The following is a 13,507-nucleotide window of genomic DNA, read 5'->3' as shown; positions in this document are numbered from 1 at the left end:
CTGAGGACGCCGCGCCCCACATGGATACCGCGCTGACGCTGACCAACGACATGAAGCTCGTGCTCGGGCTGGTCGGCTTCACGATGGCGATGTTCCTGTTCGAGCGCATCCGCGCCGACGTGGTCGCGCTGGTGGTGCTGGTGGTGCTGGGTGTCACCGGCCTGATCGCGCCGGAAGAGATCTTCGGCGGCTTCTCCGGTAACGCGGTGATGAGCATCATCGCCACGACCATCCTCGGTGCGGGCCTGGACCGCACCGGGGCGCTGAACCGGCTGGCCGCGTGGCTGCTGCGGCGCGGCCATGGCGTCGAGCAGCGGCTGCTGATGATGACCACGGCCATCGCCGGCCTGAACTCGTCCTTCATGCAGAACCCGTCGGTGATGGCGCTGTACCTGCCGGTCGCCTCGCGACTGGCAGCACGCACCGGCCTGACCCTGCAGCGCCTGCTGCTGCCGATCTCGGCGGCGATCGTGATGGGCGGCGCGCTGACCATGGTCGGCAACTCGCCGCTGATCCTGCTGAACGATCTGCTGGCCTCGGCCAACAACAACCTGCCCTCGGGCCTGGCCACCATCGAGCCGCTGCGCATGTTCGCGCCGCTGCCGATCGGCGTGGCCCTGCTGATCGCCTCGCTGCTGTATTTCCGCTACTACGGCGACCGCAAGCTGATCGAGGAAGAGAACCTGGTCAACGACGGGGTCACGCCCGCGCGCACCGAGAGCTACTTCGCCAAGACCTACGGCATCGAAGGCGATGTGTTCGAGCTGGTGGTCAGTGCCGAAAGCCCGCTGGTGGGCATGACCCTGGGCGAGGCCGAGAACCTGCACGATGCCCCGCTGCTGCTGGCCCTGAAAACCGGCAACGACACCCGCCTGGCGCCGCCGGCGGAAATGCGCATCTGGGTCGGCAGCGTGCTCGGTGCGATGGGCCCGCGCGAGCAGATCCACGATTTCGCGCAGAACCAGTTCCTGCGCATGTCTTCGCGCCTGAAGCACCTGGGCGACCTGTTCAATCCCAGCCGTGCCGGCATTTCCGAAGCGGTGGTGCCGCCGACCTCGAACGTGATCGGCAAGAGCGCCGCGGACCTGCGCCTGCGCAAGGAGCGCGGCATCAGCCTGCTGGCGATCAACCGCGACAAGCAGGTGATCCGCGAGGACGTGCGCGACGTACAGCTGCGCGCCGGCGACATGCTGGTCTTCCACAGCATCTGGACCGATCTGGCGCAGGCCGCGCGCAGCCGTGACTTCGTGGTGGTGACCGACTACCCGACCGGCGAGCAGCGCCCGCACAAGTTCAAGATCGCGATGGCGATCTTCGCGCTGACCATCCTGATCGCGCTGACCAGCAAGCTGCCGGTGGCGCTGACGCTGATGACCGGCGTGGCCGGCATGCTGCTGACCGGCGTGCTGCGCATGGACGAGGCCTATGCCTCGATCAACTGGAAGACGGTGTTCATGATGGCCGGGCTGATTCCACTCGGCTGGGCAATGGATTCCAGTGGTGCGGCGGCATGGGTGGCCGGCCATACCATCGACAAGCTGCCGACCGGCATCCCGGTGTGGGTGCTGGAGGTGGCGCTGGCGCTGCTGACCACGGCGTTCTCGCTGGTGATCAGCCATGTGGGCGCAACCATCGTGATGGTGCCCATTGCGGTGAACCTGGCACTGGCGGCCGGCGGCAACCCGACCGCGTTCGCGCTGATCGTGGCGCTGTCGGCATCCAACAACCTGATGACGGCGTCCAACCCGGTGATCTCGATGATCACCGGTCCGGCTAATTACACCCCGCGCGAGATGTGGCGGGTCGGCGGACCGTTGTCGCTGATCTACACCTGCGTGGTGGTGTTGATGATCAACCTGATGTTCTGAGGGTTGGGTTTGTTGGCAGGGCTGCGCCCTGCACCCGCAGAAGCCAAAGCAACAGCAACAGCAACAGCCTGCTATCCGTGGGATGGCGGGGTGGGTCCGGTGGCGGGGGACGCTGCAAGTACGTCCCTGTAAGCTCGGTCGCCGCATCCATGCGGCTCACGCCCCCGCAACCGGCCCCACCCCGCCTTCGACAGATCGCTGCAATCTGCAGTAGATCCACGCCATGCGTGGATGGATCTGGATACCTGTTGATCTGTTGGGTGCGGACTGTTGGCTTGGTGGGTGCGGACCGTTGGTCCGCACACCGATACATCAAACCAGGTAAACCTGCCCGTCGCGCACGTCCACCGGCACTGCGCGCAGGCGGTCGCCCTTGCAGGGACCGGCAATGCAGTCGCCGCTGTCCAGCGCGAACGAGGCGCCGTGCGCGGCGCAGACCAGGTGGCCTTCGCGGCTCTTCAGGAACTGGCCCGGGGCCCAGTCCAGGCGTCGGCCGGCGTGCGGGCAGATGTTCAGGAAGGCACGCACCTGCGCGCCGTCGCGGTACAGCACCAGCGATTCGGCATCGCCATCCACCACCGCTTCGACCTCGGCAAACGCGCCATCGGCAATGGCATCAAGGGCGATCAGGGAAGCAGCGGCAGTCATGGCGAAGGCTCGGACAGTAAACCCGCATTGTCGCATGCCCACTCAGGTGACTGGCTGCGACATGAACACAAGTCATTGATCCGTAATAAGCACAGGCTATATTTAACGAGTTTTTCACTCAATGACAGTGGCGCGTCCCGATACTCTGTTTTCGCTGATCCCAGCCTATCGAGCCGCCATGTTCAATCGCGCATCCGCCTTCAACCAGTTCCGCACCCTGTTCGCGCCGCGCAAGCCGCGTCACCCGCTGGTGCGCGTTGCCGTGGGCCTGCTTGGCCTGGCGATCCTGGCCGCAATGGTGTTCATCGGCGTGTTTGTTGGTGCGGCGATGATCATGGTCGGCCTGGCGTGGAAGCTACTGGCCTCGCGCAAGCCGGGTGCCGCGCGTCCGGTCGACCCGACCGTGGTCGAGGGCGAGTACCGCGTGGTGCGCAAGCCGGTGTTGCCGGTCTCTCGCTGACTTACGCCATCCGCGCCCGCTGACGGCGGGCGCCATGCGTTCTAGACTGCGGGCACGCCCTTCCTGGATGCCCGCATGTCCGATGTCTCCGATGTGATCCCTGCCGTAGCCCTGCCGCGTGTGCCGGTAGCCGGTGGCGGCAGTTTCCCCGTGCACCGCATCTACTGCGTCGGCCGCAACTTCGCCGACCATGCCCGCGAAATGGGCGCAGCGGTGCCGTCGGCCGATGACCGCGGCCGCCCGATGTTCTTCAGCAAGCCGGCCGATGCGATCGTCGTCGGCCACGACGATGCCATCCCCTACCCGCCAGCGACTGCGAACCTGCACCACGAAGTGGAGCTGGTGGTGGCGATCGGCCGCGACGCGCCCGTGGGCGAGCTGGCCGTAGCCGATGCCGATGCACTGGTCTACGGCTACGCCGTGGGCCTGGACCTGACCCGCCGCGACCTGCAGGCCGCCGCCAAGGACAAGGGCCACCCGTGGGACGCGGCCAAGGGCTTCGATGCCTCCGCGCCGATCAGCGAAATCGTCCACGCCGAGGAAGTGGGCGACCTGGCCGCGCTGAACCTGTCGCTGGAGGTCAACGGCGAGGTGCGCCAGCAGGCGCTGCTGGACCAGATGATCTGGAATGTTCCTGAGATCCTGCACGAGCTGTCCAAGCTGTGGCAGCTGCGTGCCGGCGACCTGGTGTTCATGGGCACCCCGTCCGGGGTGGCCGCACTGAAGCCCGGCGACCGCTTCAGTGCCCGCCTGGAAAACGTGGCCGAGCGCCACGGTGTGATCGCCGGCTGACATCACCTGCGCTACCCTGCGCGCTGTCCACTTCCCCCACCGGAGAAAAACAACAATGGGAATGCTCACCGAGTTCAAGGAATTCGCGATGCGCGGCAACGTCATCGACCTCGCCGTCGGCGTGGTGATCGGCGCGGCCTTCGGCAAGATCGTGACGGCGCTGGTCGAGAAGATCATCATGCCGCCGCTGGGCATGCTGATCGGCAAGGTGGATTTCTCGCAGCTGGCGTGGACGCTGTCGCCGGCCCGCATCGGGCCGGACGGCAAGGAGATTCCGGCGGTGGTGATCGGCTACGGCGACTTCATCAATACGCTGATCCAGTTCGTGATCGTGGCCTTCGCCATTTTCCTGGTGATCAAGGTGATCAACCGCCTGTCGCGCAAGAAGGAAGCCGCTCCCGCTGCGCCGGCCGAGGAAGTGGTGCTGCTGCGCGAGATCCGCGACAGCCTGAAGAAATAAGGTATCGGGCGCCTACGGGCGCCCCTCCCACCTGTAGAGCCGAGCCCACGCTCGGCTGATCTGCAAAAGGCAGCCGAGCATTGGCTCGGCTCTACAGAAGCAGGCGAAAGCCCCGCTCCGGCGGGGCTTTCGCTTTGCCGGTCATGGCGGAAAACAGCGTTCGCGCCAGCCATGACCTCCCGCCCATGCGCCGGGCTGAACGACTGTTAAGCTCCAAGGCTTAGGTCCCTTCCCGGAGTTGTCCATGCGTCGCCGCATCCTTGCCATCGCATCCTCCCTCGCCCTGCTGGCCACCCCGGCCTTCGCGGCGCCGCACACCACCACCCTGCCCCCGGCGTCGCTGGCCACCGCCGCACAGCTGCGCGACCAGGCGCTGGCCGACGACACCGGCTGGAAGGTGGTCGAATCGCTCACCACCGAGATCGGCCCCCGCATCGCAGGCGGCGAAGCCGACGCCCGCGCCGTGGCCTGGGCTGAAGCCAAGTTCAAGGCCCTGGGCTTCGACAAGGTGTGGAAGGAACCAGTGACGTTCCCGAAGTGGGAGCGCCGCAGTGAACACGCCGCCGTGACCGGCAAGAACCCGCAGCCGCTGCAGATCACCGCACTGGGCGGCAGCCCGGGCGGCACGGTGGAAGCCGAAGTGGTGCGCTTCGCCGACCTGGCCGCGCTGCAGGCCGCACCGGCGGGCTCGCTGAAGGGCAAGATCGCCTTTGTCGATTACCAGATGCTGCCCTTCCGCGATGGCCGCGATTACGGCCGCGGCGGTGCGATCCGCAGCAAGGGCCCGTCCGAAGCGATCCGCAAGGGCGCGGTCGGATTCCTGATGCGCTCGGCCGGTACCGACTCGCACCGCGTGCCGCACACCGGCATCACCCGTTTCGATGACGGCCTGACCCCGGTGCCGTCGGCCGCGTTGTCGGTGCCCGATGCCGACCAGCTGGCGCGCCTGCTGGCGCGTGGCAGCACCACGGTGAAGGTGGCGCTGGATTGCGGCTGGGATGGCACCGCCACCTCGTACAACGTGATCGGCGAGATCACCGGCCGCAGCCTGCCGAAGGAAGTGGTGGTGATCGGTGGTCACCTGGATTCATGGGACCTGGGCACCGGCGCGGTGGATGACGGCGCGGGCGTGGGCATCACCATGGCCGCAGGCCACCTGATCGGCCTGCTCAAGCAGGCGCCGAAGCGCACCATCCGTGTGGTCGCCTTCGCCAACGAAGAACAGGGCCTGTACGGCGGCAAGGCCTACGCCGAGGCGCATGCCAAGGACGTGGCCCTGCACCAGCTGGCTGCCGAGAGCGATTTCGGTGCTGGTCGCATCTACGCCTTCAACACCGGTTCGCCGAACCCGGAAGGCTCGCGCGAAGCGACGAAGCAGATTGCCGAAGTGATGAAGCCGCTGGGCATCGAGTACCAGGCCGACAAGGGTGGCCCGGGCCCGGACGTCGGCCCGCTGGCCGCCAAGGGCGGTGCATGGGCGTGGCTGGCGCAGGATGGTTCGGACTACTTCCACCTGCACCACACCGCCGACGACACGCTGGACAAGATCGACCCGAAGGCACTGGCGCAGAACGTGGCCGCGTATACCGTGTTTGCGTACCTAGCGGCGGAGGCTGATGGCAACTTCGGCAGCGAAGCCAAGGCGACCACGCCGCCGAACGAATGATGCGGTAGCGCCGGGCCATGCCCGGCGAGCGCAGCAGCAGGAGCGGTGCGAACCAAGGTTCGCACCCACCGGGCGCCACTCAGCTGCGGCGGCTGGCCCACTGCGCCAGCAATACCGCCGTGGCCGAGGCCACGTTGAGGCTCTCCACCGCACCGCTGCCGGGAATGGAGACCTGCAGATCGCACTGCCCTGCCAGGTTGCGGTCCATGCCTTCGCCTTCGGCGCCCATCACATACACCAGCCTGTCCGGCAGGGACGCGCGAAACACGTCATCACCGCCCTCCACCAGGGTCGCGGCCAGCCCGAAGCCGGCCGCACGCAGCTGCGCCATCGCCTGAGCAGTCTCCGGCAGCTGCACCAGCTGCACCGATTCCGCACCGCCTTCGGCCACGCGTGCGGCAGCGCCGGACAGCGCCAGCGTGCTGCCGGCCGGCAGCAGCAGCGCCTTGACCCCGAAGTGCGCGGCCGAGCGCAGGATCGCGCCGAAGTTGTGCGGGTTGCCGACGCCATCCAGCCACAACGCCAGCGCCGGGCCTTCGCCCAGATCGGCCAACCACTGTGCCAGCGGCACGACCGGCGCGCGCAGCACGTCGGCCACCAGGCCTTCGTGGTGCGTGGTAGCGGCCAGCTTGTTGAGGTCGCCCTCCTCCACCACGCGATAGCCCACGCGGTTGGCCACGCACCACTTCAGCACCGGCTGCATGCGCGGAATCAGCGCGTCCACCAGGTACAGCTTGCGCAGCGCCTGCGGGCGCTTGGCGAACAGGGCCTGCACGGCGTTCCAGCCATACAGGCGCAGCTCGTCATTGCCACGCCCCGGCGGTGGCGGGGTGCCGCCCTCACGCGGTGGCAGCGGGGTGGCCCGCGGCGGTCGCGACGACGGGCGGCGGGCGTTCTTCCAGGGATCATTCACTACGGGACAACTCCAGCTTGCGTTGACGCCAGAAATCGGCGTTCTTGATGCCCAGGGCATCGGGGTCGAAGATCGGATCGAGGCCGAGCTTCTTCTGTCGTTCGTAATCACGCAGGGCCAGCATGGCCGGCTTCTGGATGATGAGGATGGCAATGATGTTCAGCCAGGCCATCAGGCCCACGCCGATGTCACCCAGCGCCCAGGCCAGGGTGGCATTGTGGAACGCGCCGAACACCACCATGCCGATGATGCCCAGGCGCAGCAGCAGCACGGTCAGCGGGCGCTTCTTGTTGTGGTTCACATAGCTGAGGTTGGTCTCGGCCATGTAGTAGTACGCCATGATGGTGGTGAAGGCGAAGAAGAAGATGGCGATGGACACGAACGCCGAGCCCCAGCCCGGCAGCACGGCTTCAACGCCGGCCTGCGCGTAGCCTGCGCCTTCCGGGATGCCGGCCAGGCCCTGGAAGATCGGCGCGGCGCCGGGCACCGGCGAGTACACATTGTAGGTGCCGCTGGCCAGGATCAGGAACGCGGTGGCGGTGCACACCATCATGGTGTCGAAGTAGATGGCGAAGGCCTGCACGTAGCCCTGCTTGGCCGGGTGCGAGACTTCCGAGGCGGCTGCAGCGTGCGGGCCCGAGCCCTGGCCGGCTTCGTTGGCGTAGATGCCGCGCTTGATGCCCCACTCCACTGCCAGGCCCATCATCGCGCCGAACGCGGCGTGGGTGCCGAAGGCGCTCTTGAAGATGATGCCGAACATTTCCGGCACGCGGTCGTAGTTGATGATCATGATGACGATGGCCATCAGGATGAAGCCGGCGGCCATGAACGGCACCACCACTTCGGCGAAGTTGGCGATGCGCTTGACGCCACCGAAGATCACCACGCCCAGCAGCAGCGCGACCACGATGCCGATGCCCAGCTTCAGCGCCTGCACCGACTCCATGCCGAAAGCCTGGCCATCGAGCGGACCGCACAGCGCGGTGCCACGGCAGGCGTTGATGATGCTGTCGGCGATGGCATTGGCCTGCACGCCCGGCATCAGGAAGCCGGCGGCGATGATCGTGGCGATGGCGAAGGCCAGCGCGTACCACTTCAGGCCCATGGCCTTTTCGATGTAATACGCCGGGCCACCGCGGTAGCGGCCTTCGGCGTCCTTGGTCTTGTAGATCTGCGCCAGGGTGCATTCCACATACGACGTGGACGCGCCGAGGAAGCCCATCACCCACATCCAGAAGATGGCACCGGGGCCGCCGAAGGCGATGGCGGTGGCCACGCCGGCGATGTTGCCGATGCCCATGCGGCCGGCCATCGACATGGCCAGGGCCTGGAACGAGGACACGCCGGCGTCGGATTTCTCACCCTTGACGGTGAGGCGGCACATCTCGACGAAACCACGGATCTGCATGAAGCGCGTGCGCAGGCTGAAGAACAGGCCGGCGGCCAGGCACATGAAGATCAGCGCCTTGCTCCAGATGATGCTGTTGATGAAATGTACGGTAGCTTCCACGCGCGCTCTCTCCAGTCGGCGGGTTGTAAGGACGTCCCGTCGGCTGGAGGGGACCGGTCGATTCTCCCTGATCGAAGGCCGCTGCGGTAGCGCTGTTTTGCAGAGCCGAGCCCATGCTCGGCTGCCGTCAGGGGCCCAAGCCGAGCATGGGCTCGGCTCTACAGCGGCCCGCCCGCGCGTTCAGGGCAGCTGCGTGCGCACCCGGGCGAAGCGGCGCAGGTCGTGCAGCTCACCCCGCTTGTAGATCGCGCAGCGATCCACGCCCTCTTCCTGGAAGCCGTTCTTTTCCAGCACCCGTGCCGAGCCGAGGTTGAAGTCGACCACCCCGGCCTGCAGCCTGAACAGGCGCAGTTCGTCCATCACCCACGGCGCGAACAGGCCGACCACGCGGGTCATCAGGCCCTGGCCCCAGTAGGCCTGGCCCAGCCAGTAGCCAAGTTCAGCCATATGACCGCGCTCGGCCACGCCCTGCTGGGCGCCGACACTGCCGCAGGCCTGGCCGTCGATCTCGATGGCCAGGTTCAGGGTGCCGGGGGCCAGTACGCGGCCGGCGAGGAAGGCCTCGCCATCCCCGCGCGTGTACGGGTACGGGAAGCGATCACGCAGGCCCCGCGACACCTCGGCGTCGTTGGCATGGCGCAGCAGCGATTCCAGATCATCCGCGCGCCAGGGGCGCAGCTGGAAGCCATCGCCCCGCAGCAACGTGGTCGGATCAGGCATGGCCACCCACCGAGGGCGATTCCGCTTCCTGCTTCTCCAGCTCGCGTTTCACCGCTTCCGGCGAACGGGTGTACGGGGCCAGCCGCGCGTAGAACGCCGGCACCACGAACAGCGACAGGAAGGTCGAAAGGGTCACGCCGAAGATGATCACGATGCCGATCGTGCCACGGCTGGCCGAACCGGGGCCACCGGCCACCACCAGCGGGATCGCGCCGACCACGGTGGCGATCGAGGTCATCAGGATCGGGCGCAGGCGCACCATCGCCGATTCGATGATCGCCTCGCGCACGGTTCTTCCGTCGTCGCGCAGCTGGTTGGCGAATTCGACGATGAGGATGCCGTTCTTCGCTGCCAGGCCGACCAGCATGACGATGCCGATCTGACTGAACAGGTTCACCGTGCCACCACTCACCCACAATCCGACCAGCGCACCGAGCACACCCAGCGGCACGGTCAGCATGATGGTGAGCGGGTGGATGAAGCTTTCGAACTGCGCGGCCAGCACCAGGTAGACCACCAGCAGGGCCATCGCGAAGGTCAGCAGCACTGCGCCGCCCGCACTCTGGTACTCGCGCGATTCGCCCTTCCAGTTCACCTGCGCATACTGCGGCAGCTCTTCGCGCGTGACCTGCTGCGCCCAGGCGATGGCCTCACCCAGTGGATAGCCCGGCGCCAGGCCAGCGTTGATGGTGATCGAGCGCAGGCGGTTGAAGCGGTTCAGGGTGCCGGCCTCGGCCACTTCGCTCAGGGTGACCAGGTTGGACAACGGCACCAGTTCGCCGGAGGTGGCACGCACGCGGATCGCGGCGAGGTCGGCCGGGCTGGCGCGACCATCGCGACCGGCCTGCACGAGCACGTCGTACTCCTCGCCGTTGTCGACGAAGGTGGTGACGCGGCGCGAACCCATCATGGTTTCCAGCGCCGAACCGATCGCGGTGACCGGCACGCCGAGATCCGCCGCACGCTGGCGGTCGATGTTGACCCGCATCTGCGGTCGGGTTTCCTTGTAGTCCGAATCCGGGCCGACCAGGCCGGGATTGTCGGCCATGCGCAGCAGGATGCGGTCGCGCCACTGCGCGATTTCCGCGTATTCCGGCCCGCCCAGCACGATCTGGAACGGCTGCCCGCCGCTGCGCACCAGGCCACCACCGACCTGGGTACGCACGCGCACGCCACGGATGGTGTCCAGTTCCTTCTGCAGCTCATTGGCCACATCCGGCGTGGCCTCGCTGCGCTGGCGCCACGGCTGCAGGAAGATGCTGACGCGGCCGGTGTGCATTTCCTCGCTGGCGCCCCAGCCGCCCGGCACGCGCGGGTTGGCACGCACGATGGGTTTGTCCGGGCCGACATGCGGTGCCAGCATCGCTTCCACCTGCTGCACCTGCTGCACGGTGTAGTCGTAGCCGGCGCCCTCCGGGCCGTCGATCATGATCTGGAACGAACCGCGGTCTTCGGCTGGCGCCAACTCCGACGGCAGCAGCTTGAGCAGGCCCCAGCTGGCGGCCAGCGCGGCCACCATCACCAGCAGGTAGATCCAGGTGCGGTCGACATGGTGGTCGAGCACGCGGCCATAGCCCGAGGCCAGGCGCTCCAGATTGCGGTTGATGAAGCCATGCAGGCCCCGCGGTGCCTGTCCGGTATGCGGCTTGAGCAGCTTGGAGGCCATCATCGGCGTCAACGTCAGCGCCACGAACGCGGACAACGCGACCGCCGCCGCCAGCGCCACCGCCAGCTCGCGGAACAGGCGCCCGGTGTTGCCTTCCAGGAAACCGACCGGCAGGAACACCGCCACCAGCACCGCAGTGGTGGCAATCACCGCGAAGGCGACCTGCGTGGTACCGCGCTTGGAGGCCACCAGTGGGGGCTCGCCCAGGTCGATGCGGCGCTGCACGTTCTCCACCACCACGATCGCATCGTCCACCACCAGGCCGATGCACAGCACCAGGGCAAGCAGGGTCAGCAGGTTGATCGAGAAATCGAACGCATACAGCGCGATGAACGCGGCGACCAGGCACACCGGCACCGTCACTGCGGGAATCAATGCGGCACGGAAGCTGCCGAGGAACAGCCAGATCACCGCCAGCACCAGGATCATCGCTTCCACCAGCGTGGCGTAGACGCGGTCCACGGCGGCCTCGATGAAGGTGGTGTTGTCGAACGCAACAAAGATCTGCGTGCCCTTGGGCAGCGACAGCGCCACCCGCTCGGCTTCAGCGCGCGCGGTGCGCGCCACGTCCAGCGAGTTGGCGGTGGAGGTCTTGACGATACCCAGGCCGATGCCCGGCTCGCCGTTGCTGCGGTAGTAGGCGCGGCGCTCGGCCGAGGCCAGTTCGATCTTCGCCACGTCGCCCATGCGCACCACGTAGCCGTCACGGCCCTTGCCCAGCGGGATGGTCGCGAAGTCTTCCGGCTTGATGTAGTTGCGCTCCACGCGCAGGGTGAAATCGCGGTCGGTCGACTCGATGCGGCCGGCCGGCAGTTCCACGTTCTCGTTGCGCAGTGCGGTTTCCACATCGCCGGTGGTCAGCCCGCGCGCGGCCAGCTGGTCACGGTCCAGCCAGATGCGCATCGCGTAGCGCTGGCGGCCACCGATGCGGACCTGGGCCACGCCATCGAGGCTGGAGAAGCGATCAACTACGTAGCGGTCGGCGTAGTCGCTCAGTTCCAGCGTGTCCATGGTCGAGGAGACCATGTTGAACCAGATGATCGGGTCGGCATCGCTTTCGACCTTGGCGATTTCCGGCGGACGCGCTTCCTCAGGCATGCGGTCGGCGACACGGCTGACCGCATCGCGCACGTCATTGGCCGCCGCTTCGATATCGCGGTTGGAGGTGAACTCGATGCTGACCTGCGAGCGGCCGTTGGTGCTGCGCGCGTTGATGGTATCGATGCCTTCGATGCCGGCCAGCGCGTCTTCCAGCACCTGGGTGATGCGGCTTTCGATGACCGCCGCCGAGGCACCGGTGTAATCCACTGATACTGAAACGATCGGCGGATCGATGGCAGGCAGCTCACGCAGGGTCAGGCGCGTGAAGGACATCACGCCCAGCACCAGCAGCAACAGGCTCATCACCACGGCGAACACCGGCCGCTGGATGGAGATGTCGGACAGCTTCATCCGCCGTGGCCCTCGGCCGCGACCGGCGCCGGTGCATCTGCCGGCTTGGCACCCGTGGCCGGTGCCGCGTCCTTTGCCGCGACCTTCAGGCCCGGGCGCAGCTTGCCGGTGCCATCAACCACGATGCGCTGGCCCGCTTCCAGGCCCTGCTTGATCTCGACCACGCCGGCACGGCGTGCGCCGGTGATCACGTCCACGCGCTCGACGCTGTCGTCGGCGGTGATGCGGTACACGAAGGTATCGCGACCGACCTGCACCACGGCGATTTCCGGAATCACCAGCGCCGGGCGCTCGGGGTGGAACAGGCGCACGTCCAGCAGCATGCCCGGGCGCAGGGCATGGTCACCGTTGGCGAAGTCGGCGCGCACAGTCACCGCACGGGTGGCCGGATCGATGCGCGCATCGATGGTGCTGACCACGCCCTCGAAGGTACGGCCCGGCCACGCCACGCTGGTGGCACTGACCTTGTCACCGACGCCCAGCGCGGCCAGCTCCACTTCCGGCACCTGGAAATCGATGTGCATGTGTTCGATGTCATCGAGCGTGGCGATCACCGTGGTCGGCGTCAACAGCGTGCCCGGGCTGACCTGGCGGATGCCGAGTACACCGGCGAACGGCGCACGCACGCGGCGGTCACCGATGTCCGACTGCATCTGCGCCACGCGCGCCTCGGCGGCATCGCGGATCGACTTCTGCGTATCCAGCGTGGCGCTGGAGACCAGCCGCTGCGTGGCCAGCTCGCGCTGGCGCTTGTACAGCTGGTCGGCCTCATGGAAGGTGGCCTGCGCCTGCACCAGCGCGGCCTCCTGGGCCTGCCCGCGCAGGGTCACGATCGGCGCACCGGCAGCAACATGCTGGCCGCTTTCGAAGTGCACCTTCTCGACGATCTCGCTGACCTTGGCGGTGACGCTGATGGATTCGCGCGCCTTGGCCGTACCCAGTGCCTGCAGCGTGTCGTTCCACTGCGTGGACTGCACGACCTGCGCGGTGACCGGCACCGCTTCTCCCTGCCGACGGGCGGCGGCCTCCTGTTTGCCCGCGCACCCAGCCAGCACGGCCAGGCAGAGGCCAAGGGCCAGGGTCGAAGCGATGCGAGCCAACATGAACGGTCCTGAGTGATCCACGGCCGCCGAGTGTAGGCAAGCGCCCACAGAAGCGATATGTGCCAAGCGTTTACCGGCGTGGAACCGGCGTCGCGATAGCGCCGTGAACCCGTTCCGTGCAAGGCTGGCAGCAGCGGTGTCGGCATGTGTCGAGGTGTATCCAGCCGTGCACCGCAAGCGTTGCCATCGTAGAGTTGAAGCTGCCCGGCAGAGGGCGTCGGGCGGGGACGGATCCTGGCGGGGATCCGG

At 67.2% G+C, this 13,507-nt stretch carries 11 protein-coding genes; 5 read left to right on the top strand and 6 right to left on the bottom strand.

What is annotated here, in order from left to right; genetic code table 11:
• Positions 1-20 precede the first annotated feature (20 nt).
• On the top strand, positions 21-1,868 hold the full coding sequence (locus tag N5D20_RS14650) for an SLC13 family permease (RefSeq protein ID WP_049413367.1): 1,848 nt from the start codon (positions 21-23) through the stop codon (positions 1,866-1,868).
• Positions 1,869-2,180: 312 nt separating this feature from the next.
• Here the strand turns inward: N5D20_RS14650 and N5D20_RS14645 are convergent, their stop codons facing one another.
• Complete coding sequence (locus N5D20_RS14645) at positions 2,181-2,516, bottom strand: Rieske (2Fe-2S) protein (RefSeq protein WP_071306355.1); 336 nt, start codon at positions 2,514-2,516, stop codon at positions 2,181-2,183.
• A gap of 178 nt (positions 2,517-2,694) precedes the next feature.
• Here N5D20_RS14645 and N5D20_RS14640 point away from each other — a divergent pair, with 178 nt between their 5' ends.
• The 4 genes from N5D20_RS14640 to N5D20_RS14625 all read left to right on the top strand — a co-directional run bounded on the left by N5D20_RS14640 (position 2,695) and on the right by N5D20_RS14625 (position 5,894).
• Entirely contained in the window at positions 2,695-2,976 is a 282-nt protein-coding gene (locus N5D20_RS14640) for a hypothetical protein (RefSeq protein ID WP_010481462.1), read from the top strand.
• Positions 2,977-3,051: 75 nt separating this feature from the next.
• Positions 3,052-3,768: a fumarylacetoacetate hydrolase family protein gene (locus tag N5D20_RS14635; RefSeq protein WP_197579346.1), complete on the top strand. Its 717-nt coding sequence runs from the start codon at positions 3,052-3,054 to the stop codon at positions 3,766-3,768.
• A gap of 55 nt (positions 3,769-3,823) precedes the next feature.
• Positions 3,824-4,228 carry a large-conductance mechanosensitive channel protein MscL gene (gene mscL / locus N5D20_RS14630; RefSeq protein ID WP_010481458.1) on the top strand — a complete coding sequence of 135 codons (405 nt, stop codon included), beginning with the start codon at positions 3,824-3,826 and terminating at the stop codon, positions 4,226-4,228.
• Positions 4,229-4,472: 244 nt separating this feature from the next.
• Entirely contained in the window at positions 4,473-5,894 is a 1,422-nt protein-coding gene (locus N5D20_RS14625; protein WP_197579345.1) for a M28 family peptidase, read from the top strand.
• A gap of 79 nt (positions 5,895-5,973) precedes the next feature.
• Here the strand turns inward: N5D20_RS14625 and N5D20_RS14620 are convergent, their stop codons facing one another.
• The 5 genes from N5D20_RS14620 to N5D20_RS14600 all read right to left on the bottom strand — a co-directional run bounded on the left by N5D20_RS14620 (position 5,974) and on the right by N5D20_RS14600 (position 13,258).
• The gene (locus N5D20_RS14620; protein WP_049433703.1) at positions 5,974-6,807 is read right to left on the bottom strand and encodes a TrmH family RNA methyltransferase; all 834 of its coding nucleotides are present in this window, start codon (positions 6,805-6,807) and stop codon (positions 5,974-5,976) included.
• A complete protein-coding gene (locus tag N5D20_RS14615; protein WP_010481454.1) occupies positions 6,800-8,317 on the bottom strand; it encodes an alanine/glycine:cation symporter family protein in 1,518 nt (505 codons plus the stop codon). Before N5D20_RS14615 ends, N5D20_RS14620 begins: the two co-directional genes overlap by 8 nt.
• Positions 8,318-8,497: 180 nt before the next feature.
• Positions 8,498-9,037, bottom strand: a complete 540-nt coding sequence (locus tag N5D20_RS14610; RefSeq protein ID WP_134958867.1) for a GNAT family protein — start codon at positions 9,035-9,037, stop codon at positions 8,498-8,500.
• A complete protein-coding gene (locus N5D20_RS14605; protein ID WP_043403057.1) occupies positions 9,030-12,155 on the bottom strand; it encodes an efflux RND transporter permease subunit in 3,126 nt (1,041 codons plus the stop codon). Before N5D20_RS14605 ends, N5D20_RS14610 begins: the two co-directional genes overlap by 8 nt.
• Positions 12,152-13,258, bottom strand: a complete 1,107-nt coding sequence (locus N5D20_RS14600; RefSeq protein WP_053443439.1) for an efflux RND transporter periplasmic adaptor subunit — start codon at positions 13,256-13,258, stop codon at positions 12,152-12,154. Before N5D20_RS14600 ends, N5D20_RS14605 begins: the two co-directional genes overlap by 4 nt.
• Between the last annotated feature and the right edge of the window lie 249 nt (positions 13,259-13,507).

Source organism: Stenotrophomonas sp. GD03877 (genome assembly GCF_029840555.1).
Classification (GTDB): Bacteria; Pseudomonadota; Gammaproteobacteria; order Xanthomonadales; family Xanthomonadaceae; genus Stenotrophomonas; species Stenotrophomonas geniculata.
This window is presented reverse-complemented; position numbering and strand designations above follow the sequence as displayed.